We start from the raw sequence: 24,525 nt of genomic DNA on the forward strand, positions 1-24,525 counted from the left end.
GGGAGCAGGTGAACACGCTCGACAAGGCCCTGCGGATCCTCACCCTATTGGGGGAAAGCCGGTGCGAGCTGAGCGCTGCGGATATCGCTCGCTCGCTTGCCCTCCCCCGGAGCACGGCCTACCGCCATATCCTCGCCCTCAAATCCCAGGGCTTGGTCGAGGAAGACCCGGGCACGGGCCGCCTTCGGCTGGGAGCGAGGCTCCTCCAGTTGGCAGGGGGGGTGCGGAGGCAGGGCCTCGTCGAGGTTGCGCTCCCGCAGATGGAGCGCCTCGTCGCTGAAACTGGGGAGACCGTCATCCTCGCCGGGCTGCACGGGACGAGCGGGATCTGCCTCGAGCGGGTGGAGGGACACCACGCGTTGCGCGTCTCCCACGAGCGGGGGGCGATCTTCCCCCTCCATGCCGGGGCGACGGGGAAGGTCCTCCTTGCCTACCTCCCCCGAGAGGATCAGGAGCGGATCATCGCCCAGGGCCTGCCCCGCTTCACCGCGACCACGATCACCGCCCCGGGGGAGCTGAGGGCCGAGCTCGCCACGATCCGGCGCCTCGGGTACGCGGAGAGCGACGGGGAAGTGATCCCCTACACCTACGGCCTCGCCGCGCCCATCCTGACCGGTGCGGACCGCATCGTCGCCGCGCTGGGCGCCTCGGCCCCGAGCACGCGGCTGGACGCGAAGAGCAAGGGGCCTTTCTTGAAAGAGCTTTCCGCCACGGCACGGGCCATCGCCCGGGAGCTTGTGGGCCAAGATGCGAACTAGAGGCTACCGAAGGAGGTTCACTGTGACCGAACGCGTTCGAGTTCCGGAAGGTGGCGAGCCGATCGCCATGACACCGCGCGGGCTCGAGGTCCCCCCCCGCCCGATCGTCCCCTACATCCGCGGCGACGGGATCGGGGTGGACATCACCCCGGTCATGATCCGCGTCGTGGATGCCGCGGTGGAAAAGGCGTACGGCGGGAAGAGGAAGATCGCGTGGATGAAGGTCTACGCTGGCGATGAGGCGATCGCGCACTACCATCCCGGGCTCACGGAAGAGGAGATCAAGGCCATCCCGCCTGAGGAGCGCCAGAAGCTGTACCTCCCGGAGGAGACGGCGGAGGCGATCGCGAAGCACCTCGTAGCGATCAAGGGGCCGCTCACGACGCCGGTCGGGGGCGGGATCCGCAGCTTGAACGTCACCTTGCGTCAGATCCTCGACCTCTATGCGTGCGTGCGGCCGGTGAAGCACATCGGGACCCCCGCTCCGGTGCGGGAGCCGGAGAAGGTGGACATGGTGTTCTTCCGCGAGAACACAGAGGATGTGTACGCGGGGATCGAATGGCGGGCCGGTTCCCCCGAGGCCGACAAGGTCATCGCCTGGCTGCGCAGGGAGATGAAGGTGAAGTCGATCCGCTTCCCCGAGAGGTGCGGGATCGGGGTGAAGCCGATCAGCGAGGAAGGCTCGAAGCGGCTCGTCAAGGCGGCGATCGACTACGCGATTGCCGATGGCCGGACGAAGGTGACCCTCGTCCACAAGGGGAACATCATGAAGTTCACCGAGGGTGCGTTCCGCGACTGGGGGTACGAGGTCGGGAAGACCTATCCCCAGATCGTGACCGAGGACGAGGTGGCCACGACCTACGGGGGGGTGGTCCCGCCCGGGAAGATCGTCCTCAACGACCGGATCGCGGACCAGTTCTTCCAGCAGATGCTGCTCCGGCCCGACGAGTACTCCGTCATCGCCACCACGAACCTGAACGGCGACTACATGACCGACGCCGCGGCGGCCCAGGTGGGGGGGCTCGGCGTCGCGCCGGGGGCGAACATCAACTACGCAACCGGCCACGCTGTGTTTGAGGCCACCCACGGCACGGCCCCCAAGTACGCCGGCCAGGACAAGGTGAACCCGGGGAGCTTGATCCTCTCCGCGGTCGAGATGCTGAAGTATTTGGGCTGGCGCGAGCCCGCCGACGCCATCCTCCGCGCGATCAGCGCCGCGATCGCCTCAAAGCGCGTGACCTACGACCTCGAGCGGCTGATGCCGGGGGCGACCCTCGTCTCCTGCTCCCAGTTCGGCGAAGAGATCGTGAAGCACCTGTAGGGGGAGACCATGGCCCAGAGAGGGATCCGAGAGTACGATGCGAAACGGATGCTCGCCCGCGCGATCGGTGAGTACTCCCGAGGCAAGTTCCGGCTCGACGATCGCCTCGTCCTCGTCACGCCGGAGACGGACCTCGCCACGCTCGAGGCCGACCACCCGTGGCTGGCGAAGGAGAGGCTCGTCGTGAAACCCGACCAGCTATTCGGGAAGCGCGGAAAGAACAAGCTCATCCTCCTCAATGCCGACCTCGCGGCGGCCAAGGCGTGGATCGCCGCGCGGATGGGGAGCGAGGTGACGATCGAGGGCGCCGGCGGCACGACGACCGGGGTCCTCACCCACTTCCTCATTGAGCCGTTCGTTCCCCACGACGCGGAGTACTACCTCGCGTTCACGAGCTCCCGCGATGTCGACACGATCCACTTCTCCCCCCAAGGGGGCGTGGACATCGAGTCCGTGTGGGACACCGTGGTCTCGATTGACGTCCCGGTGCTGGCCGACCCGATGCAGGTGCGCGTCCTCCCCGAACTCCCCGACATCCCCCACCGGGATACGGTCGCGGAGTTCATTCAAGTGCTGTACAGGATCTACGTGGACTACCACTTCACCTACCTCGAGTTCAACCCGCTCGCGTTCTTCCGCGGGAGGCTCATTCCGTTGGACACGGTGGCCAAACTCGACGACACGGCGGCGTTCCAGTGCGCGGAGAAGTGGGGGGAGATCACGTTCCCCCGCCCGTTCGGTCGGCCGACGACCAAGGAGGAAGCCTACGTGGAATCGCTCGACGCGAAGACCGGGGCCTCGCTCAAGCTGACCCTCCTCAACCCCAACGGCCGGGTGTGGCTCCTCGTCGCCGGCGGCGGGGCGAGCGTCATCTACGCCGACACGGTGGTGGACCTCGGGTTCGGGGACGAGCTCGCCAACTACGGGGAGTACTCCGGCGACCCCTCGACCGAGCTCACCTACGAGTACACGAAGACCCTTCTCGACCTCATGACCAGGAACCCCGATCCCCAAGGGCGGCCGAAGTACCTCCTCATCGGGGGCGGGATCGCCAACTTCACCGACGTTGCCAAGACGTTCACCGGGATCATCCAGGCCCTCGAGGAGTACAAGGACAAGCTGCAGAAGAACCACGTCAAGATCTACGTCCGGCGGGGGGGGCCCAACTACAAGGAGGGGCTAGAGAACATGCGGCGGCTGGGGGAGCGGATCGGCGTCCCGCTCGAGGTGTACGGCCCGGAGACGCACATGACGCGCATCGTATCCCTCGCCCTCGAGGAGGCCCAGCGATGAGAAACGACTACGAACTCTTCACCGCGGACACGAAGGCGTTCATCTACGGCGAGCAGCTGCGCGCCGCGCAGCGGATGCTCGACTTCGACTACCTGTGCCGGAGGGCGGAGCCGTCGGTAGCGGCCCTCATCACCCCCGAGCGCGGCGGGTTCGAGAAACTGTTCTGGGGGACGAAGGAGATCCGCATCCCGCGGATGACGAGCCTCGCCGAGGCGGCGGCCCTCTTCCCCGAGGCCGATGTGCTCGTCAACTTCGCGAGCCAGCGCTCGGCGTACGACGTCACGGTGCAGGCCCTCGACATCCCCACCATCCGCACGATCGCCGTGATCGCGGAGGGGATCCCCGAGCGCCAGTCGCGGCGGATGGCGGCCCTCGCTAGGGCGAAGGGGAAATGGATCATCGGCCCCGCCACGGTGGGCGGGGTCAAGGCCGGCTGCTTCAAGATCGGGAACGCCGCGGGCACGATGGAGAACATCCGCGAAGCGAAGCTGTACCGGCCCGGCTCGGTCGGGTTCGTGTCCGTGTCCGGCGGGCTCTCCAACGAGGCGTACAACATCGTCGCCCGGGCCACAGATGGCCTGAACGAGGGGATCGCGATCGGCGGTGATGCCTACCCCGGCTCGACCCTCCTCGATCACCTCCTCCGGTTCGAGAGGAACCCGGCGATCAAGCTCCTCGTCTGCTTGGGGGAGGTAGGGGGCACCAAGGAGTACGAGATCGCGGAGGCGGTGAAGGCGGGCCGGATCACAAAGCCCCTTGTGATGTGGGTCACAGGGACGTGCGCCAAGGTCCTCCCCGGCCAGGTCCAGTTCGGTCACGCCGGGGCACGGGCGGACACCGCGGCCGAGACGGCCGATGCCAAGAACGCCGCCCTCCGCGAGGCGGGGGTGATCGTTCCCCACTCGTTCGACGACTACGGCCTCATGATCGAGGAAACCTATGAGCGACTGGTTGCAGAAGGGGTCATCGTCCCCGCGCCCGAGGTCACGCCGCCCACGATCCCGCTCGACTATGCCCAAGCGCGGGCCGAGGGGCTCGTGCGGCGGCCAACGCACTTCATCTCCACGATCTGCGACGAGCGGGGCGATGTCCACAACTACTGCGGCGTCCCTATCGATCGGGTGATCGAGGAGGAGTACGGGATCGGTGGGGTGATCGGGCTCCTGTGGTTCAAGAAGGACATCCCCCCTTACGCCCGTGAGTTCATCGAGATGGTGATCCAGGTCATCGCCGACCACGGGCCGGCGGTCTCGGGGGCCCACAACACGATCGTCGCCGCCCGGGCGGGAAAGGACCTCATCAGCTCGCTTGTTTCGGGGATCCTCACCATCGGCCCGCGGTTCGGGGGGGCCGTCAACGGGGCCGCGGATCACTTCCTGTACGGGCTACGGAACAAGCTCGCCCCACGGGAGTTCGTGGACGAGATGAAGAGGCGCAATGTGCGGATCCAGGGGATCGGCCACCGCCTGCACTCTCTGGAGAACCCCGACGCGCGGGTCGAGCTCATGAAGGCGTTCGCCAGGGAGCACTTCCGGGCGACCCCCCTCCTTGACTACGCCCTCGCCGTGGAGGCCGTGACGACCCAGAAAAAGGGGAACCTCATCCTCAACGTGGACGGTTGCATCGGGGTCCTCCTCGTGGACCTCCTCACCGAGCTCAAGTTCACCGATGCCGAGATCGACGAGATGATCCGGGCGGGGCTCTTCAACGCGTTCTTCGTCCTCGGCCGCTCGATCGGCCTCATCGGCCACTACTTCGACCAGGTGCGGCTGGAGCAGGACCTGTACCGCCATCCGCTCGACGACATCCTCTACGACGTCCCACCGGCCCCTGAGAAGGTTGGGTAGACGAGCAGCGACTGGACGCCTCCCGGCGGTCGGGCCGCCGGGGGGCTCCACACCCGGTTCCGCTCGTTCGCTTTGGGGAGCGCAGATGCTGGTCTCTTTCGACCCGGTTGCTAGGCGGAGGGGGGGAGGCGTGAACCTGCGGCCGGACAGTGAAAAAGGATCGATCGAGCTGAACAGCCTCAGCCCATTCGCGGTCGTCCGGTCCGGGCGGGAGGGCCGTAGCCTGGCCGTGCCGATCGAGCGCGTCCCCCGAATCGGAAGCCAGGGTGGACCGCAGCCCCCTTGACCGCCACTGCGGATCCCATCACACTCTTCCCGTGGACGTCCGCCCCTCGATGGATCCGCCCGCGGTTGCGCCCGGTGTTCATCGCGCGCGCGAAGGGGGAGGCCCGGAGAAGCCCGGGCAGGCGATCCTGTTCGCCGACATCCGCGGGTTCACCTCCTACACGCGCGAACATGGGGACGAGCAGGCCTACCGCCTCGCCAAGGCGTTCACGACCCTCGCCGAGGGCCGCGTGGCGGAGCACGGCGGCCGGGTCGTGAAGACGTTGGGGGATGGGATCATGGCCGCCTTCCCCGCGGCGCCGGCGGGCGTCCTGTGCGCCAAGGGGATCCAGGAGGAGGTCGCCCGCCGCAACGTGGCCCATCCCGATGACGCTGTCACCAGCGGGATCGGGATCGCCTGGGGAACCCCCATTGAGGAGGACGGCGACCTGTTCGGCTTCGTGGTCAACCTGGCCCAACGCCTGGCGGATCGGGCACGGGGCGGCCAGATCCTCGTCTCCCCGTCCGTGGTCGAGCGCACCGCCGGGGAAGGGATCCGCTACCTCTACCTCGGAATCCACGAACTGAAGGGGCTTGGACCTCAGGAGATCTACGAGCTCATCTGGCGCGACGAGATCGCCCGCATCACGACGAAGGAGGGACGTCTGAACCTGGTCCTGACCAAGGACGCCCTGGTCGTGGAACTGGGGAAGGCAGTTCAAGAGCAGGTGCAGCTCGTCCGGAAGCTCCTCTCCGACCGCGCCGGGCGCCGTCGGGGCCTGCGCGGATTCCTCACCAACCAGACGGTGGGGTTCCTCGAACGGCGCATCCCCCAGATGGTGGATCGGGCCCTGTTCCAGGCCGGCTTCGGGCTCGAACATCCGTTGACGGACGTCACTGCCTCGTTCAGCCGGAACACGCTCACCGTGAAAATCCGTGGCCACCGCGGGATCCGGCTGGGGCCGAAGGACGTGGATCCCTGGCTTGCCGCCGAGTTCGTCGCGAAGCTATCTCAGCTCAAGGCGGGTCTGGTTCAATAGGTCGGGGTCGACCTCGCTGGGTTAGGCGTGGGGGAGCACGAGTTCGCTCACCGTGGTGATGATCCCGAGGACGAGGAACGCGGCCCCGATCACCTTCCCCAGCCGTTCTTCGGAGGCTAGGTTGGCAAACCGTGCCGCCATCCAGGCCCCAATCGCCCCACCGGCCGCCCCGATCAAGGCGGCGGATATGGGAAATGGCCCATAGAGGCTGTGGCCTACAGCGCCGGTGAACGCGGTGAACACCATGATCAGTACCGACGTCCCCACCGCGCTGTGAACGGGATAATCGAGGACGAAGAGGAGGATCAAGGACATGGCCTCTCCTCCTCCGGCTCCGACCGTGCCGCACATGAGCCCGATCCCAAGCCCGAAGAGAGCGGACCACACGGAGCTGTGCCGCTTAAATAGCGAAAGATCGACGCGTTCCTTGAATGCCTGGGCCCGTACATTGATGGGCTTCCGCATGAAGCTGATCCCCATGAGAAGGATGATGATTCCGGTCGCCCCCCCGAGGCTCGCCGAGGGGATGTACGTAGACCCCCAGCTCCCGATCAATACGCCGACCACCGCGGCGGCGGCCATGGGAAGGCTGGCGCGAAACTTGACGCGGCCATTGTGGGCGTAGGTCAATGCGGCCACCAAAGAAGCGATCACATCGGTGGCCAGGCTTACGCCGATCGCCTGGTATGCCTCGTAATCGAGAAAGGTTACAAGCATGGGGACAACCACCGTGGCCGCTGAGGCCCCGATGATCCCGGTGACCACCCCTGCCCCCCACCCGGCCAAAAGCGTGACCAAAATGGAAGTGATCATGGCCTTCCGGGAAAACTACTCCACCGTGGCCCGGCGGAAGGCAAAATGGGCCACGGCCATGAAGGCGATGGCTAACCCGACCACCACGCCCAAGCTGGGGGCCATCCCCGCCCAGTTCCAGCCCGAGATGGTGAGCTCCCGGAGCGGGGCCACCGCGTGGGAGACGGGGTTCACGCTCGCGATCGCCGCCAGCCAGCCGGGCATGGCCTCCTTGGGGAACAGGGCGTTGCTGGTGAACATGAGGGGCATGGTGATGAAGTTCACGATCGCCATCAGCGTCTCCTGAACCTTGATCGTGGCGGCAAGTGCGAGGGAAAGCCCGCTCAGGATCAGGCTGAAGCACATGGCGATCGCCAGGATCACCACCACCCCGCCCCAGCCGGCCGCGAACCGCACCCCAAGCGCGTAGGCGATGAGGACGATGATCAGCACCTGAATGCCGCTTTGGATCGCGGCGGCGAGCATCTTCCCGAACGGGATCGCCGCCCGGGAGATAGGGGAAGCCATGAGCTTCTCCAGGTATCCGATCCGCCGGTCCCAGACGATGGACATCCCGGCGAACACCCCCCCGAAGAGGACGGTCATCAGGATGATCCCCGGGGTCATGAACGCCAGGTAGTTTTCCGTCCCGAACATCTGGACCGCCATGGGATTTTGGGTCAAGCCCTGCATCATGTTCCCCATGAGCCCGAGCCAGATCACCGGCTGGATCACGGTCATGATGAGCCGCACCCGGGCCCGGAAGAACTTGATGAGCTCCCGCCAAGCGACGTACCAAACATCGGAGAGAAGGGTCATCGGCGCAGCCTCCTTTGGGCGCGGCGAGCTCGGTGGAGCTCCTCCCGCGATCCCCCTTCCTCGCGGATATCCCGGCCGGTGAAGTGGAGATAGACGTCGTCCAGGGATGGCCGCTTGAGGCGCACGGAGTCAATCCTCACCCCGTGCTGAACCGCCAAGGAGAACAGTTCCGGGATCACCTGGTCGCCGTGTTGGCGGACCACGATCCGCTGAATGCCATCCTCGGCCTGGCTCACCTCCACGATCTCGGGAAGGGAGCGGATCGCCTCGAGCAGGGACAGGGTCGCCGGCCCGGAGTCGAGGAACCTGACGGTGATCACATCTCCGCCGATCTGGGCCTTGAGGGCGCCGGGGCGGTCCAGGGCCGCGATCTTCCCGTGGTCGATGATCGCCACCCGGTCACAGAGGGCATCGGCCTCCTCCATGTAGTGGGTGGTGAGGAAGATCGTCATCCCGTGCTCAGTCCGGAGATTCTGGATGTAGTCCCAGATCACCGCTCGGGTCTGAACGTCCAGGCCCAATGTCGGCTCGTCCAAGAACAGGATCCGGGGGCGATGGATGAGGGCGATGGCGATATCCAGGCGCTTGAGCATCCCCCCGGAGTAGGTCTCCGTGAGGTCGCTTCTCCTCTCCCACAGGCCAAATAGCTCGAGGATCTCCCGCCCGCGCGCGAGGACCTCCTCCCGGGAGAGATGGAAGAACCGGCCCTGGAGGTAGAGGTTTTCCCAGCCCGTCAGCCGATCGTCGATCGCGGTCTCCTGGGCGGCGTAGCCGATGTAGCGCTTCACCGCTCCTGGATGGCGGATAGCGTCCACCCCGTGGACCCGGATCCTCCCTTGGGTGGGGCGGAGGAGGCCGATCACACACTTGATGGTCGTGGATTTCCCCGCCCCGTTGGGGCCCAAAAAGCCAAAGATCTCCCCTTCGCCGACCGCAAACGAGATATCATCCACGGCAACGAGGTTGTCGTGGTAGATCTTGGTCAGTTCCTCAACTTCGATCATGTCTTTCATTCTGAACCTCCGCGAGCCCTTCGAGCTTGGCAAACGTTTCCCCGAGGATCGCGAGGGCCCGTTCTCCCTTGCCCTCCTGAAAGGCGCGGAGGAGGAGCGAGGCCAGGCGAGGCATGATGCCCCACGGCCAGTCCTCCCCGATCGCGGTCCCAACGAATCTCTCCGCTTCCCCAAACCGCCTGACCCACTCCTCACAATTGGCCGCGGATTCCGCCAACGCGTCCTGGCCGGCCGCGGTGAGGGACCACAGGGTCCGGTCCCCCTCGCGGCGGCCTTGGATGAGGCCGGAATCGGCGAGCAGTTGAAGGAGCGGGTAGACCGAGCCCGGCGAGGGCCGCCAGCCCACCCTGACCCCAAGCTCGCGCATGACGTCATAACCCGTCCGCTCCCCTTCGGAGAGGAGGCGCAAGGTCCAATGGCGCAATAATCCTCCGGGATACACGGGATACATTGTTCGGCTCCGATATATCGGGCCCGATTATGCCCGCCCGGCTTCCTACGTCAAGGCTTCGCCGCTGCGGCCGGAGGAGGGGGGTTCCCTGCCCGTCTCCGCCGGCGCGCGGTGGTGGGCAGGTTGCAGCGAGCGGGCGCCCTCGCTATACTGCGCTTTTGTAGATCAAGATACCCCATGAAGGTCTCCGCTATCATTCCAGCATTCAACGAAGCGGAACGCATCGCGGCTGTGCTTGCCCCCCTCACCTCCTCGCCCGCGGTGGACGAGGTCATTGTCGTGGACGATGGGTCCACGGACGCGACCTCCGCGGAAGCGGAGCGGTTCGGCGTGCGCCTGGTCCGCCTGCCGGAGAACCGCGGCAAGGCGGCGGCGATGGCCGCTGGGGTGGAAGAGGCCCGCGGTGACGTTCTCCTGTTCCTCGATGCTGACCTCACCGGCCTCACCCCGTCGCACATCGCGACGATGGTGGATGCCTACCGGGCAGGGGACGCCGACGTGGTGATCGGCGTGTTCTGCGATGGGCGCCTTGGGACCGACCTCTCGCAGCGGATCGCGGGGTTCCTGTCCGGACAGAGGGTGATGTCCCGCGCTCATTGGGAGCGGGCCCGCGGCGCGGTGGAGGACACCGAGTTCGGCATCGAGACCGCGCTGACACGGCTGGCGCTGAAGGAAGGATGGCGGACGAAAAAGGTCATGCTGAGTGGGGTGAGCCACATCCGCAAGGAGGAGAAGCGGGGGTTCTGGCTCGGGTTCACCGACCGGATGGCGATGTACTGGGATGTCGTTCGGTCGTTCTTCCGCAAGCTGTGACGAGGGGGGCGGAGGCTCTGGCCTCCGCGACCCGTACGAACTGGATCGTCAGGGGTGATGTGCCATGGAGATGAGCGAGGTCCGCAGTCTGGGGTTGGAGAAGCTGACGGGACTAGCGCAGTCCCTCGGGGTCGACGGAACCGGCGACCTCTCCTCCGTTGAGCTCGAGCTTGCCGTGATGCGCGCCCTGGCTGAACGGCAGGAGTTGGTGGTGGAAGGGATCCTCGAGATCATGCCCGACGGGTACGGGTTCCTCCGCGAGCGTTCCTGCCTCCCCAGCCGGTACGACGTGTACGTGTCCCCGTCGCAGATCAAGCGGTTCGGCCTCAAGGACGGCGACCTCATCCGCGGTCCGGTCCGCCAACCGCGGGAGGGTGAGCGGTACTTCGCCCTACTCAAGCTGGATCAGGTGAGCGGGCTCGATCCGGAGCAGGTGCGCAAGAGGGTGGACTTCCAGCAGCTGACGCCGCTCCACCCCAACGAACACCTCGTCCTCGAACACGACCCCGATGAGCCCTCGACGCGGATGATCGACCTCTTCGCCCCCATCGGGAAGGGGCAGCGTGGCCTGATCGTGTCCCCCCCCAAGGCCGGGAAGACGACCCTCCTCAAGCACATCGCCCATGGGATCGAGGCGAACCACCCCGACGTGCGCCTCCTGATCCTCCTCGTGGACGAACGGCCGGAGGAGGTGACCGACTTTCGGCGATCCGTGAAGAAGGCGGAGGTCATCGCGGCGACGTTCGACATGGAACCGCAACACCACACGCGCATTGCCGAGCTCGCCACTGCTGAGGGGAAGCGCCTCGTGGAGTCGGGGTACGACGTGGTGATCCTCATGGACTCCCTGACCCGGCTTGGGCGGGCGTACAACCTCTCGATTAGCCCCTCCGGGAAGCTCCTCTCCGGCGGCATTGACCCCACCGCGCTCTACAAGCCGAAGGAGTTCTTCGGCGCCGCCCGGAACATCGAGGAGGGTGGGTCCCTCACCATCATCGCCACCGCCCTCATCGACACGGGGTCCCGCCTCGATCAGGTGGTGTTCGAGGAGTTCAAGGGCACCGGGAACATGGAGCTCGTTCTGAACCGCGATCTCGCCAACCGCCGCATCTTCCCGGCGATCGACCTCGTCCAATCGGGCACGAGAAAAGAGGAACTCCTTCTCCAGCCAGATGTCCTTCGCCGGGTGTGGATCCTCCGTAAGCTCCTCATCGAGATGCCGGACCCGGGAGCAGCGCTGGAGTTCATCAAGAGCAAGATGGAACAGACGCGAACGAACAAGCAGTTCCTGGAGCTGATGAACAGTGAGTGAGAACCCCCTCCTCGCGGCAGCGTTGGCGTTGCTGCTCTTCCCCTTGCTGTTGGCCTCGTTCCTCCCGCCGGCGTCCGTCGGCGGGCCGGTCCTCCCGATCGCGGCGACTCAGGCCACGTGGTCCACGTACACGGTCCAGGCCGGGGACACCCTGTCCGGAATCGCCCAGCAGGCCGGGGTGCCGCTCGACTACCTCATCGCCAGCAACGATGTGGATCCGTCCCGCCTGCGGCCTGGTCAGCAACTCGTCCTCCCCACGGGGGGGGTCCTGCACACGGTGAAACTTGGCCAGACGCTCGCTGACATCGCCAAGAGCTACGAGGTCGCGGAGGCTGCGATCCGACTCGCCAACCGCCTGACTGGGGAACCCACCGCCGGGATGCGGATCCTCATCCCCGTCCCTCCGGTCGTCCCCCAGGCCACGGCACTGGCGTTGGGCAAGGGTGAGGCGACGCGGTTCTCCTGGCCCGCCCGCGGCCCGATCTCCTCCCCGTTCGGCCCCCGCATCCACCCCATCTACCGTGTCTCCTCGTTTCATTCTGGGGTTGACCTCGCCATTCCCGAGGGAACGCACGTCCACGCGGCCGCGTCGGGGCGGGTCGTCACCGCGGGGTGGGAGGGAGGGTACGGCCTCCTCGTGGTGGTGGACCACGAGGATGGCTACGCCACGTACTACGGCCACCTGTCGCAGCTCCTCGTCTCGGTCGGGCAGTTCGTGGAGATCGGGCAGGTCGTCGCCCGCTCAGGCAACACCGGTCTCTCCACCGGTCCTCACCTTCACTTCGAGGTCCGCTGCGACGGTGTGGCCGTGGACCCGCTTCTGTTCCTCCCGTGATCGGGATCGAGGGCGGGCGGCCGCTGCGCGGGACCGTGCGCGCTGCGGGCGCGAAGAACGCCGCCCTGCCCGCGGTGATGGCGAGCCTCCTCACCACCGAGCCCGTGGTCCTCGAGAACGTCCCCCACCTCCTCGACGTGGACGCGGCGGTCGCGTTGGCCCAGGCGGTGGGGAAGGAGGTCACGTGGCAGGATTCGGTGATCCTCCTCCGTGGCGGGGATGAACTCGCCCCCGAGGCGCCAGCCGAGCTCGTCCAGCGCATGCGGGCGTCGTTCCTCGCCCTGGGGCCGATCCTCGCCCGCACCGGCGAGAGTCGGATGCCCCTCCCCGGCGGGTGCGCGATCGGCCCGCGACCGGTGGACCTCCACCTCGTCGGGCTGCGGCAGCTGGGGGCGACGTTCGACGTTCGGGGGGGGATGGTCCACGCCCACGCCCCGCGCCTGCGGGGGACCACGGTCTACCTCGACTACCCCTCGGTTGGCGCCACCGAGCAGCTCCTCCTCGCCGGCGCGCTGGCTCACGGGACGACGACGGTCGTCAACCCGGCCCGGGAGCCGGAGGTGGTCGACCTCGGCTGGCTCCTCTCGGCGATGGGAGCGGAGGTGACCTGGCACGAGGACCGGGTGACGGTGTGGGGACAGAGGACGCTCGGCGGGGCGACCCACCGCGTGATCCCGGACCGCATCGAGGCCGGGACGTACCTCCTCGCCGGGGCGATCACCCGCGGCGAGGTCACGGTGGAGGGCGCGCGCCCTGACCACCTCGATGCCCTCCTCGCCAAGCTCAGCGAAGCGGGGGCGCGGGTGGAGACGAACGGGGACCGGATCACGGTGGGGGTCGAGGGCCGGCCGGAGGCAGTGAACGTGCAGACCCTCCCCTACCCGGGGTTCCCGACAGACCTGCAGCCGCCGCTGATCGCGTTCCTCGCCACCGCTCGCGGCCGGTCCACGGCGCGGGAGACCGTGTTTGCATCCCGGTTCAACTACGTCGGGGCGTTGGCGCAGATGGGGGCCCAGGTCCAGGTGAGCGGGGACACCGTCCTCACCGACGGCGTGGAGACGCTCCACGGGGCGGAGGTAGAGGCGACCGACATCCGGGCCGGGGCGGCCCTCATCCTCGCCGCCCTCGCCGCGGACGAGAGGACCGCGATCCGCGGGGAGATGCACATCGCCCGCGGCTACGCCGATCTTCCGGCGAAGCTGCGGGGCCTGGGCGCGGAGGTATGGGCCACAGGCTGATCGAGGATTACCTCGGGCGGCGGGCGCGGGCCTACGGTGGAGAGAGGGTCCTCCTCGTCGACGTTGTCTCGCCTGGGTCGGACGAAACAGAGCGCATGGCGGAGCTCCGTTCTCTTGCCGCCACCGCTGGCGTCCTCGTTCTGGGAACCGTGGTCCAGCACCAGCCTCACCCCCACCCCGGCACGTTCTTCGGGCGGGGGAAGGCGGGCGAGATCCGCGACCTCGGGCACAGCCTTCAGGCGGACACGCTCGTCGTGGGGTCGGAGGTCTCCCCGGCCCAGGCCCGCAACCTCGAGGAGGCAACGGGACTCAAGGTCGTGGACCGCTCCCAGCTCATCCTCGATATCTTCGCCCAGCGGGCGGGGACGAAGGAGGCCGCCCTCGCGGTGGAGCTGGCCCAGCTCGAGTACCTCCTCCCGCGGCTGCGGGGCTGGGGGCAGGCCCTCACCGACCCCGGTGCGGGGATCGGGACGAGCGGCCCCGGGGAGACGCGCCTCGAGCAGGGGCGGAGGGCGGTCCGCCACCGGATCCAGGTCGTGCGCCACGAGCTCCGGAAGGCGGCCCAGGATCGAGCGATCCAGCAGGCGCGCCGCCGCCGCGCTGGCCCCCCCGAGGTCGTGCTCGTGGGGTACACGAACTCCGGCAAGTCCACGCTCTTCAACCGCCTCACGGGGAGCGATGTCCTGGTCGAGGACAAGCTGTTCGCGACCCTCGACACGCGGGTACGGCAGGTCGCGTGGCCCACCGGGGAGGCCCTCGTCACGGACACGGTGGGGTTCATCCGGGACCTGCCCCATGAGCTCGTGCCGGCGTTCCAGGCTACCCTCGGCGCGGTGCGCGATGCCGCGGCCCTCCTCCTCGTCCTCGACGTGACTGCCCCCGCGGCGGAGGATCACCTGCGGGTGGTGCGGGAGGTGATCGCCGACGTGCTGGGCCCGGACCGGGTCCCCCCTCCAACCCTCCACGTGCTCAACAAGCTCGACCTCGTCTCCACTCAGGAACAGGAAGCGCGCCTCGCGGCCCTGGAGAGGGAAGCGGTGCCCCACGTCGTCGTGTCCGCGAAGACCGGAGGAAACATGGCATCCCTCCTCTCCGCTCTGGACTCAATCCTCACGGTTCGCAGCCGCGGCTGAGGCGAGAGGGGTTCACCGTTCGCTTTCCGCGGCCCGGGTGGCTTGTTCGATCAGGAGGCGGAGGGCCGGGAGGGAAGCCTCCATCGCCTCCTCTCCTGCCCGGACCCCCTCCGCAGCGTGGAGGTAGCTCACCCCGACGGAGGATAGGTCGGGCCGAACGAGGAGGTCGGCCGGCCAGAGGGCGAGTTTGAGGTGCACGATCTCCTGCTCAAGGATGGCCACCGCCTGGTTGAGGATGCGGTAGATCCCCGGGACGGAACGCCCCGCACCCGGTTGTTCCCCGAATGCCTCGTCGCGGGGCCTGGCCACGGTTGCTGCCACCAAGGTCCGGGCGCTCAACTCCTTCCCCAAGCGGGCGGGGAGGCGTCGCCCGGGACGGTGCCGCTCGGCGCTCAGGGGCCGGGGGACGGGGACGATGTCCACCCCGATCACGATCTCTGCTCCGAGGTCACGGCACGCGCGCACCGGCAGGGGTTCGACGAGGCCACCGTCCACGAGGAACCGGTCCCCCCACCGGAGGGGCGGGAAGATCCCGGGGATGGCGGAAGAGGCCCGCAGGGCGTCCACCAGGGGCCCCTCCCGCAGCACGACCGCCTCCCCCGTGTCGATGTCGCATGCCACCGCCGCGAAGGGAACGGGGAGGTCCTCGATCCGGATGTCCCCGAGGGCGGAGCGGAGGTAGCTGCGCAGCCCGCTGCCCGAGCTCAGCCCGGCGCGGGGGAAGGTGGGGAGGAAGCTCCGCACCACCTTGGGGAGGTCCGTGTTCAGCCACTCTTCCTCGATCCGCTCCGGCGATAGCCCCGCCGCGTAGGATCCGCCCACCACGGCCCCGATGCTGGACCCGCTCACGGCGGAGATTGGGATCCCCTCCTGGGCGAGCACCTTGAGGACGCCGGCGTGGGCCGCCCCGCGCGCCCCACCCGACGCGAGCGCAAGCCCGATCTTCGTTTGATTCTGTTCCGTCATCCCACGCTCCCCCGCCTGAGCGCGAACGCCGCGGCCTCGCCCGGTCGGACGTCGCCCCACGACGAGCCCTTCTCTCACCGCTGCTGCGCGACCGCCTCCGCGGGGACCCCGGCCACGCGGTCTGCCTCCCGGTCGAGGTACTCGCGAACCCACACCGGATCCAGCACTTCCGCACAGGCTGCCCCGTAGGCGAGGAGCCCCTGGATGTAGGCCGGGTCCTCCAGGGCCATCTGCGCTTCGCGGTTGATCGGTTGTGGGCCGTGCCGTTTGATCAGGGGAAGGAGGAAGTCGAAATGGTCCCGATGAGGACAGGGACGGATGAGGTTGCGGGTTGCCTCGGGCTTGGTCTTGTAGCCGTAGCCCAGCTGCCACTGGCGGATGTCCGCGAAGAACGGGATCTTCATGAGGTCGTTGATCGTCCCCCCCGCCGCGTAAAGGCGGTGGATGTTCGCTCCCGCGTAGGGGATGAACACGCAGGGGGTCACATCGCCGTTCCAGTTGATGTAGAAATAGCCACCGGACCGCCCAGCTGCCACGCAGCCATGGCAGGCCGTCCCACTGTTCCAAAAGTCCATGAGGAAGACCTTCTTCGTCCGGATGACGTCCCACATCCGGCGCTGGAGCCGCAGCCGCTGTTCGGGGGTGACCATGAGGGCGAGGTCGTACCCCCGGCCGATCGGCATGTACTGGAAGATCCAGCCGTAGAGGGCCCCTTGCTCCTCGAAGTAGAACCTGACCACCTCATCCGAGAGGAGCTCGTCGCAATTGTCGCGGGTTGCGGTCATAGAGATCCCAAATGGGACCCCTTCCGCGCGGAGGTGACCGAACGCCTCCACCACCTCGGCGAACACCCCCTCCCCCCGCCGTCGTTCCGTCGTCGGTGCCTTCCCCTCCACCGAGATCGCCGGGGTCACGTTCCCCACTTCGGCCAACCGCTTGGCAACGGACCGATCGATGACGGTGCCGTTGGTGTAAACGAGGAAGTAGAGCTTGGGGTGCCGTTCCGCCACATCGAGGAGGTCGCGGCCCTCGCTTCGGTACAGGAAAGGTTCCCCACCCGAGATGACGGCGAACCGTGCCCCCCAGAGGTCCTCCATCTCCTGCACGATGCGGTCGAAGGTGCTGAAGCTCAACGTGCCTGGGCTCTCCTCGGTCCCCGCGTAGCAGCCCGTGCAATTCAGGTTGCAGGCCCGCGTCGGGCTGATGGTGAGGAAGCCGGGAGGGGACTGCCCGTACGTTTTACAAAACGCTTCCCGGGCGGGGTGCGGCCCCAACGCGTGGGCAGCGAACTCGAGGAACCCCTGCCAGGCACGGGGGGAGATCGTGCCCGTCTTGAGCCCTCGGTGGAAGGAGTAGAGGAGGGAGCGGAGGGTGAGCCACTCGTCCCGCGCCACCCCCGGCAGGTTGTCCGTACGCCGGAGGAACTCCCCCACGGCCCGGTCCGCCAGCCGCACCGCGCTCCCCCGCACCGGCCGGGCCGAGAGGACCCGGAACAGGGCGCGCAGCGCGCCGGGGCTGGGGGCGACGAGCACGGGCCGCTTCAGTTCGCGCCGAGGAACGGGAGAAGCTTCCGTTTCCATCCTGACCTCCTCATGTGGTTGGGCATAACCCGCTCCACAGGAACGCCGTGAGTTCCTGAGCGGCCTGATCGGCAACGCGCGCCGCTGACTTTCCGGACGCGGAGAGGCGCAGGGCCACTGCCTCCACCGCCCCCAACATGGCGTACGCGGTCAGCACGGGATCACAAGGCTGGATCTTCCCTGCAGCGATGCCCTCCTCGATCACTTGGGCCAGGTATCCGGCCCCCTCGTCATAGATCCGCTGGGTCTTGACGTGGAGGCCAGGGGTCGGGTCTAGCCACTCGCGGCGGATCAGGCGCGCCACGTCCTTCCGTTCTCGGAACAGGGCGAAGTGCTCCGCCATGATGGCGCGGATCTGAGCCTCGAGGGGCTCTCCCCGCGCCCGCAGCTCGTCGAGAAACCGCCGCCTCCGTTCGATCTCCCCCCGGAGGAGGCACTCGAGGATCGCCTCCTTGCTCCGAAAGTAGTGGTACACGGTGCCGATGGACACCCGCGCCGCCTGGGCTACATCCCGGATCCCCGCCCGGTGGAAGCCGCGCTCGGCGAAGAGGCGGGCGGCTGCGCTCAGGAGTCTGCGTTCCAATGCACTTTTCTCTTGATCTTTAGAACGAGCGTTCGTTCGCATGGCCCAATATCTATAGCTCATCGAGGTTTCCTTGTCAAGAGGTGGAGCCGACTGCGGCCCCGGGGCGGCCGACGGCTTCCCCCCCGTGCGGCGCGAGGAGAAGCCCGTTGCGGACTCCCGTCCGCAGGGTAAGATGGCGCCAAGGTAGGTGATCCCCATGCGAAGGATGATTGCGATTGGGGTGTTGGTGTTGGGAGCGGTGGCTGCGGCGGGCAGCCCTGTCGTCACCCTCTACTCCGGTGGCTTTGGGTATGTCCGCGAGCTGCGCGAAGTGGAGCTGGCTTGGGAGGGGGACCTCCTCCTTGATGGCCTCCCCCTCACCATGCTCGTGGATAGCCTGGTCGTGGACGGGTTGACCGTGGCCCGGGTGGATCCCCTGGAGCGGGGCAGCACCGCGATCGAGGACCTCGTCGGGGCCAGGGTCACGGTGTTCGCCCACGGGGAACGGTTTGCGGGCCGCCTCCTTGCTACGGGGCCGGGGCTCGTCCTTGCCACTGCGGACGGCCTCATGTTCCTCTCCTCCTACGATCGGATCGTGGCCCCGTTGCCCGTCGAGCCACCGCTGGTGGACCACCTCTCTCTGAAGGTCCGGTACCGGGATGCCCAGCCGGGGCGGACCGAGATCGGGGTGCGGTACCTCGCCGAGGGCCTGTCGTGGAACGTGACCTACACCGCCACGCTCGCTGACGCCGCGCTTCAGTTGCGCGGAGTGGTGGCCGTTGAGAACCGGACCGGGGTCGAGTTCAGGGGGGCGCAGGTCTCGCTCGTCGCCGGTGAGGTGTACCGTCCGACGGCGAAGGCCCCCGAAGGGCTGGGGGTGCGGGCCCTCGCCCTTTCCTCCGAGTACGAAGCCGCTCCGGCGTTCGAGTACCACCGCTACACCTTCCCGGAACCGCTCGACCTCACCCCCGGGGTCGCGTGGGCCCCGTTCATCTGCGGGACCCTGTCCTTCACCCGTGCCTACCGGTTCTCCGGCGGGGCCGTCGAGGTGAGGGTCCGGTTCACGAACGCCCTTGCGCCCCTCCCCGCGGGCGAGATCCGGTTCTACGACGAAGGGGAGGAGCTCTTCGTGGGGGCAGCAGCGATCGGCCATACCCCGCTCGGCAGCGACGTTGATCTCGCCGTGGGGGCCGCGTTCGACCTCACTGGGGAGCGGGTCCAGGAGTCGCGGCAACGGATCACGGACGCCCTCTACCGGGACACGTACCGGATCGCCCTTCGCTCGGCCAAGGACGCGCCGGTCGAGGTCGAGGTGGTGGAGACCCTCCCTGGTACATGGACGATCATCGACCCTAGCCTTCCCTACGAGCGCCTCGATGCCCAACGGGTCCTGTTCCGGGTTCTGGTGCCGGCGGGCGGAACGGCGGACGTCCACTACACCGTGGAATGGCAGTACTAGGCACCGGCTATGGAGACCCTCGAGCAGGAGCTGGCTCGATTCCCGGACGGGTATCGGCGGGCGATTGAGAAGGCGCTGGAACGGGTTCCGGTACGGAACGGGGTGGTTTCGATTCGCGATCTGTGGTTGGAGACCGCCCTCCCGATGGACCTGATCGCCGACCTCCTTCAGTCGGATGGGATCCAGATGCCTCCCCACATCGTGCGGGTGGACCTTGAGCGTTCCCCCCGGAGGGGGCGACATGGCTCTAGCAGCTAGGATCAAGTTTGGGACCGATGGTTGGCGCGGCGTGATCGCCGACGACTTCACGTACGCCAACGTGGCGCGGGTGGGAGCGGCGATCGCGGCTTCCCTCCACGATCCCCGGCGGAGTGGCCTTGCCCCCTATCGGGAGTGGGGCGTGCCGTGTCGTCCCGCGGCGGCAGGTTTGATCGTGGGCTACGACACGCGCTTCCTGTCTGCGGAGTTCGCCCGCCATCTCGGCCGCGCCGTGGCCGAGGCGGGGATCCCGGTCCAGGTCACGGATGGTCCCGTCCCCACCCCCGCCGTATCGGCTGCGGTCGTGAAGCGGGGATTGGCAGGGGGGGCGATGATCACCGCCTCCCACAACCCGCCCCAGTGGAGCGGGGTGAAGTTCAAGCCCGAGTACGGCGGATCGGCCACCGCCGAGATCACAGCCCTCATCGAATCGCACCTTCCCCCCCACGCCCCGGAGATCGGGGATCCCCCGGTGGAGGCGGTGGCGATCAAGGAGGAATACCTCGCTCGGCTGAGGGACGCGGTGGACCTGCGGGAACTGGCCCGCGCCCCCCTCTACGTGGTGGTGGACGCGATGTACGGCTCTGCGCAGGGATACCTCGCTAGCCTCCTTAGGGCGGTGCGCATCCCCCACCTCGCGGTCCGCTCGACCGTGGATCCCCTGTTCGGCGGCAAGAAGCCGGAACCCTTGCCGGAGAACGTGGTTCCCCTCAAGGCAGTGATCCGCTCCCTGCGGGCGCGGGCGCGGGGGCGGATCGTGGTTGGCCTGATCACGGATGGCGATGGAGACCGGGCGGCAGCGATGGACGAGCGAGGCCAGTTCCTCGACACCCACCGCACGGCTGCCCTCCTCGTGTGGCACCTCAGCCAGCATCGGAACCTGGACGGGATGATCCTCAAGTCGTTCGCCCTCACGGACATGATCGGGAAGCTCGCGGACCACGTGGGCGTTCCGTGGCGGGAGATCCAGGTCGGGTTCAAGTGGGCGGTGGAGGACCTCGTGACGGGGAAAGCAGCGTTCGCGGGCGAGGAGTCCGGCGGGTATGGGTACGCCTGGCACCTGCCCGAGCGGGATGGGGTGCTCTCGAACCTCCTCCTCCTCGAGCTCGTCGCTGCGACCGGCAAGCCCCTCGGCGCCCTCGTCGAGGAGCTGTTCGAGCTCGTCGGGCCGCACCACTACGCGCGGCGCGACCTTGCCCTCCCGACCCGTCTCGAGGTCATGGAGCGCCTGGCCGCCGCCCCCCCGGAACGGCTGGCCGGCCAGAGGGTGGTCAAGGTGGAGACCTTGGATGGGCTCAAGCTGCGCCTTGATCGGGGCTGGGTCCTTTTCCGGGCCTCCGGGACGGAGCCTATCTTGCGGCTCTACTGTGAGATGGACTCCCCCGCCGCCGTGCAGCTCGTCTTGGGCGAGGCGGAACGGCTGGCAAGGGGGGGGCTCCTGTGAACCAGGAATCCTACGATCCTCACGCGATCGAGGAAAAGTGGCGGGATTTCTGGCGGGAGAGGGGCTACTTCCGGGTCGACACCGCCCACCCGAAGAGGAAGTTCTACTACCTGAACATGTTCCCCTACCCGTCCGGGTACCTCCACGTCGGCCATGGCCGGAACTACATCATCGGCGACGCGATCGTGCGGTTCCTCCTCATGCGCGGCCACGACGTCCTCAACCCGATGGGGTGGGACGCGTTCGGCCTCCCGGCGGAGAACGCTGCCATCGAGCGGGGGATCCACCCGCGGGACTGGACGCTCGCCAACATCGCCTACGCCAAGAACCAGTTCCGGGCGTGGGGGATCGAGTACGACTGGGAGCGCGAGGTCACGACCTGCCTCCCCGACTACTACCGCTGGACGCAGTGGCTGTTCTTGAAGCTTCATGAGAACGGCCTCGCCTACAAGAAGCGGGCCGCGGTGAACTACTGCCCGAACTGCAAGACCGTGCTCGCCAACGAACAGGTGGTGGGTGGGGCGTGCGAGCGGTGCGGGACCCCGCCCGAGCAGAGGGAACTCGACCAGTGGTTCTTTCGGATCACGGCCTACGCGGACCGGCTGCTCGCGGATCTGGCGGACCTGGCGTGGCCCGACCACGTGAAGAAGATGCAGGAGAACTGGATCGGCCGCTCCGAGGGGGCCACGATCGCGTTCCGCTGCGAGGGGGGGGAGGAGATCCGCGTGTTCACGACCCGTCCCGACACCCTGTGGGGAGCGACGTTCCTCGTGCTCGCCCCCGAGCATCCGCTCGTGGACGCGCTCACCGTCCCGGAGCGACGGGCGGAGGTGGAAGGGTACCGACGCGCGGCGGGCTGTGCCTCCGAGATCGAGCGGCTGTCCGCGGAGCGAGAGAAGACCGGCGTATTCACGGGATCCCGCGCCCTGAACCCGGTGACGGGGGAGCCGATCCCGATCTGGGTCGCCGATTACGTGATGCCGACCTACGGCACAGGGGCGATCATGGCCGTGCCCGCCCACGACGAGCGTGACTTCGCGTTCGCGCGGGCATTCGGGCTCCCGATCCGCGTCGTCGTCGCTCCCCCGGACGGGCCGGCCCTCGACGCGCGCGCGATGGGAACCGCCTACACCGGACCGGGGACGATGGTCCGCTCCGGCCCGCTCAGTGGGACTCCGGCCGCGACGGCCATCGCGCGTACGATCGCCTACCTCGAAGAGCAGGGGATTGGGGAACGGACAGTGGTCTACAAGCTGCGGGACTGGCTCATCTCCCGCCAGCGGTACTGGGGGGCCCCGATCCCGATCGTATACTGCGACCGCTGCGGGGTCGTCCCTGTGCCCGAAGAGGCCCTCCCCGTCCTCCTCCCCGAGGTCCCGTTCATCGGGAAGATGGGGCTCGCCGACATCCCCGGCTATGCGGACACGGTCTGCCCCCGCTGTGGAGGGGAGGCGCGACGGGACACGGACACGATGGATACGTTCGTGGACTCGTCGTGGTACTTCCTCCGCTTCGTGTCCCCCCACGCGGAGGAGGTCCCGTTCGTGACGGAGGATGTGAACCGCTGGCTCCCGGTGGACCTCTACGTAGGGGGGGTCGAGCATGCTATCCTCCACCTCCTCTACGCCCGGTTCATCACCAAGGCCTTCCACGACCTGGGGTACGTGGGGTTCACGGAGCCGTTCCGCCGCCTGTTCACCCAGGGGATGGTCTGCCATACCGCCTACAAGTGCCCCCAGCATGGCTGGCTGTACCCGAAGGAGGTGGACGACCTACGGTGCACGAAGTGCGGCCGGGAGGTCGCGACCTCGTACTTCGCGATGTCGAAGTCGAAGAAGAACGTGGTCGAGCCCGCGGACATCATCCAGCGCTACGGGGCGGACACGGAGCGGCTGTACACCCTGTTCATGGGCCCGCCGGACCGGGACATCGAGTGGTCGGAAGAGGGGATCCGCGGGGCGTGGCGGTTCTTGAACCGGTTCTGGAACCTGGTGGTCGGACAACTGCCCCACCTCGCCGGGATCGCTGGAGAGCCGGACCCCTCGCGGTTCGGCCCTGCCGAGCGCGCCCTGTGGCAGAAGCTCCACGCCACGGTGAAGAAGGTGACAGAGGAGTTCGGGGAGAGGCTGGGCCTGAACACGGCGATCGCGGCGATCATGGAGCTCGCCAATGAGGCTGCGGCGTACGTGGAGGGTCCGGATCCTGACCAGCGACTCGTGCGCGCGGTGCTCTCCCGGATGATCCTCCTCCTCTCCCCGTTCACCCCGTTCCTCGCCGAGGAGCTGTGGCACAGATTAGGGGAGGAGAAGGCCATCCTCGACACGCCGTGGCCGGAGTACGATCCGCGCGCGGTGGCAGGGGACGAGGTGGAGGTCCCGGTCCAGATCAACGGCAAGGTGCGGACCAGGCTGCGCCTGGCGGCCCACGCCGCCTCCGATCCGGACGCCCTGCGGGAGGCCGCCCTCGCGGCTCCCGATGTCCAGGAACGCCTCCGCGGCCACGAGGTCCAGCGGGTGATCGCTGTCCCGGGGAAGCTCGTGTCGATCGTCGTGCGATGAGGCGCCCATGGCGGGGCAGGTGAAGCGTGAGTGAACCGACGATTACGGTCGTCGTTCCCGTGCTGAACGAGGAAGGGTTCCTTGCGGAGACGCTCCGTTCGCTCCGCGCGCAGACGTTCACCGACTTCGAGCTCATCGTGGTGGACAACGGGAGCACCGACGGGAGCCCGGAGATCGCCGCACGGTTCGCGGACCGGGTCCTCGTTGAGGGGAGGAGAGGTCCCGCGTGGGCAATGGCGCGGGGGTTCGCGGAATCCCTAACCGGCTACATCACCGCCGCCGACGCCGACACCCTCTATCCGCCGGACTGGCTGCAGAGGATGGTCGCCGCCTTGGAGCGGCCGGAGGTGGTGGCGGTGTACGGCCCGATCGGGTTCCGGGAGTACAGGAACCCGATCCGTGCCGCGACGGTCGTCGGGTATACCCTCCTCGTCTGGGCATCGCGGCCCTGTGGGGTGCACCAGGTAGGGGCCGCGAATTTCGGGATGAGGCGGGCGGCCTACCTCGCAGCGGGGGGGTATCCCCCATTCGCTGACCTCGTCGCCCCCGACTTGCGCCTCGCTCGCCGGCTAGCCCAGCTCGGAAAGGTGAGGTATGTCCCTGATCTTGTATGCTATACCTCCAACCGGCGGTTCGCGGGGAGGAACGTGGTCCCCGCAAGCTGGAAGGCATTTCGGACATGGCTCGAGGTCGCCACGGGTCAGGAGAAGCTTCGCTGGCAGAGCTTTTGGGCGCGCGGTCCGTCGGCGAAGCCTCCGCGATGAGG

22 protein-coding genes are annotated in these 24,525 nt (G+C 67.8%); 15 read left to right on the forward strand and 7 right to left on the reverse strand.

What is annotated here, in order from left to right; all coding sequences use genetic code 11:
* The first annotated feature begins 8 nt into the window (after nt 1–8).
* The 5 genes from BARAN1_RS03600 to BARAN1_RS03620 all read left to right on the forward strand — a co-directional run bounded on the left by BARAN1_RS03600 (nt 9) and on the right by BARAN1_RS03620 (nt 6,523).
* Nucleotides 9–758 (forward strand): IclR family transcriptional regulator, encoded by a 750-nt coding sequence (locus BARAN1_RS03600; RefSeq protein WP_122030937.1) that lies wholly within the window; start codon nt 9–11, stop codon nt 756–758.
* Between the two features lie 22 nt (nt 759–780).
* Nucleotides 781–2,079 carry an isocitrate dehydrogenase (NADP(+)) gene (gene icd, locus BARAN1_RS03605; protein WP_420196447.1) on the forward strand — a complete coding sequence of 433 codons (1,299 nt, stop codon included), beginning with the start codon at nt 781–783 and terminating at the stop codon, nt 2,077–2,079.
* Nucleotides 2,080–2,088: 9 nt separating this feature from the next.
* Nucleotides 2,089–3,372: an ATP citrate lyase citrate-binding domain-containing protein gene (locus tag BARAN1_RS03610; protein WP_122030942.1), complete on the forward strand. Its 1,284-nt coding sequence runs from the start codon at nt 2,089–2,091 to the stop codon at nt 3,370–3,372.
* On the forward strand, nt 3,369–5,219 hold the full coding sequence (locus BARAN1_RS03615; RefSeq protein ID WP_122030944.1) for a citrate/2-methylcitrate synthase: 1,851 nt from the start codon (nt 3,369–3,371) through the stop codon (nt 5,217–5,219). Before BARAN1_RS03610 ends, BARAN1_RS03615 begins: the two co-directional genes overlap by 4 nt.
* Before the next feature lie 317 nt (nt 5,220–5,536).
* Complete coding sequence (locus BARAN1_RS03620) at nt 5,537–6,523, forward strand: adenylate/guanylate cyclase domain-containing protein (RefSeq protein ID WP_122030946.1); 987 nt, start codon at nt 5,537–5,539, stop codon at nt 6,521–6,523.
* A 21-nt stretch (nt 6,524–6,544) separates the two neighbouring features.
* Here the strand turns inward: BARAN1_RS03620 and BARAN1_RS03625 are convergent, their stop codons facing one another.
* The 4 genes from BARAN1_RS03625 to BARAN1_RS03640 are packed head-to-tail and all read right to left on the reverse strand — an operon-like array spanning nt 6,545 to nt 9,598.
* Complete coding sequence (locus BARAN1_RS03625; protein ID WP_122030949.1) at nt 6,545–7,336, reverse strand: sulfite exporter TauE/SafE family protein; 792 nt, start codon at nt 7,334–7,336, stop codon at nt 6,545–6,547.
* Between the two features lie 15 nt (nt 7,337–7,351).
* Nucleotides 7,352–8,134, reverse strand: coding sequence for an ABC transporter permease (locus BARAN1_RS03630; RefSeq protein WP_122030952.1), 783 nt, complete (start codon nt 8,132–8,134; stop codon nt 7,352–7,354).
* Nucleotides 8,131–9,138, reverse strand: coding sequence for an ATP-binding cassette domain-containing protein (locus BARAN1_RS03635; RefSeq protein WP_231944228.1), 1,008 nt, complete (start codon nt 9,136–9,138; stop codon nt 8,131–8,133). Before BARAN1_RS03635 ends, BARAN1_RS03630 begins: the two co-directional genes overlap by 4 nt.
* A complete protein-coding gene (locus BARAN1_RS03640) occupies nt 9,125–9,598 on the reverse strand; it encodes a PadR family transcriptional regulator (protein WP_122030956.1) in 474 nt (157 codons plus the stop codon). The genes BARAN1_RS03635 and BARAN1_RS03640 overlap by 14 nt, the downstream gene beginning before the upstream one ends.
* 177 nt (nt 9,599–9,775) lie before the next feature.
* Here BARAN1_RS03640 and BARAN1_RS03645 point away from each other — a divergent pair, with 177 nt between their 5' ends.
* The 5 genes from BARAN1_RS03645 (at nt 9,776) to hflX (ending at nt 14,929) form a co-directional block, all read left to right on the forward strand.
* Nucleotides 9,776–10,411 (forward strand): glycosyltransferase family 2 protein, encoded by a 636-nt coding sequence (locus tag BARAN1_RS03645; RefSeq protein WP_122030958.1) that lies wholly within the window; start codon nt 9,776–9,778, stop codon nt 10,409–10,411.
* 70 nt (nt 10,412–10,481) lie between these two features.
* A complete protein-coding gene (gene rho, locus BARAN1_RS03650; protein WP_231944229.1) occupies nt 10,482–11,723 on the forward strand; it encodes a transcription termination factor Rho in 1,242 nt (413 codons plus the stop codon).
* On the forward strand, nt 11,716–12,558 hold the full coding sequence (locus BARAN1_RS03655; protein WP_122030962.1) for a peptidoglycan DD-metalloendopeptidase family protein: 843 nt from the start codon (nt 11,716–11,718) through the stop codon (nt 12,556–12,558). Before rho ends, BARAN1_RS03655 begins: the two co-directional genes overlap by 8 nt.
* A complete protein-coding gene (gene murA / locus BARAN1_RS03660; protein WP_122030964.1) occupies nt 12,555–13,796 on the forward strand; it encodes a UDP-N-acetylglucosamine 1-carboxyvinyltransferase in 1,242 nt (413 codons plus the stop codon). Before BARAN1_RS03655 ends, murA begins: the two co-directional genes overlap by 4 nt.
* The gene (gene hflX / locus BARAN1_RS03665; protein ID WP_122030966.1) at nt 13,781–14,929 is read left to right on the forward strand and encodes a GTPase HflX; all 1,149 of its coding nucleotides are present in this window, start codon (nt 13,781–13,783) and stop codon (nt 14,927–14,929) included. Before murA ends, hflX begins: the two co-directional genes overlap by 16 nt.
* A gap of 12 nt (nt 14,930–14,941) precedes the next feature.
* Here hflX and BARAN1_RS03670 read toward each other — a convergent pair whose 3' ends face one another.
* The 3 genes from BARAN1_RS03670 to BARAN1_RS03680 form a co-directional block, all read right to left on the reverse strand.
* The gene (locus BARAN1_RS03670) at nt 14,942–15,895 is read right to left on the reverse strand and encodes a patatin-like phospholipase family protein (protein WP_122030968.1); all 954 of its coding nucleotides are present in this window, start codon (nt 15,893–15,895) and stop codon (nt 14,942–14,944) included.
* 74 nt (nt 15,896–15,969) lie between these two features.
* Complete coding sequence (locus BARAN1_RS03675) at nt 15,970–17,475, reverse strand: radical SAM/SPASM domain-containing protein (RefSeq protein ID WP_157959441.1); 1,506 nt, start codon at nt 17,473–17,475, stop codon at nt 15,970–15,972.
* A gap of 10 nt (nt 17,476–17,485) precedes the next feature.
* Nucleotides 17,486–18,058: a TetR/AcrR family transcriptional regulator gene (locus BARAN1_RS03680; protein ID WP_162297741.1), complete on the reverse strand. Its 573-nt coding sequence runs from the start codon at nt 18,056–18,058 to the stop codon at nt 17,486–17,488.
* 199 nt (nt 18,059–18,257) lie between these two features.
* On the opposite strand from BARAN1_RS03680, the gene BARAN1_RS03685 reads away from it, so the two are divergent.
* Genes BARAN1_RS03685 through BARAN1_RS03700 form a run of 5 tightly spaced genes read left to right on the forward strand, consistent with a single transcriptional unit; the run spans nt 18,258 to nt 24,523 of the window.
* Nucleotides 18,258–19,499, forward strand: coding sequence for a DUF4139 domain-containing protein (locus tag BARAN1_RS03685; RefSeq protein WP_157959442.1), 1,242 nt, complete (start codon nt 18,258–18,260; stop codon nt 19,497–19,499).
* A 9-nt stretch (nt 19,500–19,508) separates the two neighbouring features.
* Nucleotides 19,509–19,757 carry a hypothetical protein gene (locus BARAN1_RS06585; protein ID WP_162297742.1) on the forward strand — a complete coding sequence of 83 codons (249 nt, stop codon included), beginning with the start codon at nt 19,509–19,511 and terminating at the stop codon, nt 19,755–19,757.
* Complete coding sequence (locus tag BARAN1_RS03690; RefSeq protein WP_162297743.1) at nt 19,741–21,201, forward strand: phosphohexomutase domain-containing protein; 1,461 nt, start codon at nt 19,741–19,743, stop codon at nt 21,199–21,201. Before BARAN1_RS06585 ends, BARAN1_RS03690 begins: the two co-directional genes overlap by 17 nt.
* On the forward strand, nt 21,198–23,759 hold the full coding sequence (leuS, locus tag BARAN1_RS03695) for a leucine--tRNA ligase (RefSeq protein ID WP_122030979.1): 2,562 nt from the start codon (nt 21,198–21,200) through the stop codon (nt 23,757–23,759). The genes BARAN1_RS03690 and leuS overlap by 4 nt, the downstream gene beginning before the upstream one ends.
* Before the next feature lie 26 nt (nt 23,760–23,785).
* Complete coding sequence (locus BARAN1_RS03700) at nt 23,786–24,523, forward strand: glycosyltransferase family 2 protein (protein WP_122030981.1); 738 nt, start codon at nt 23,786–23,788, stop codon at nt 24,521–24,523.
* Nucleotides 24,524–24,525: the final 2 nt, after the last annotated feature.

Origin of the sequence: Candidatus Bipolaricaulis anaerobius, from assembly GCF_900465355.1 — a bacterium.
GTDB classification, from domain to species: domain Bacteria; phylum Bipolaricaulota; class Bipolaricaulia; order Bipolaricaulales; family Bipolaricaulaceae; genus Bipolaricaulis; species Bipolaricaulis anaerobius.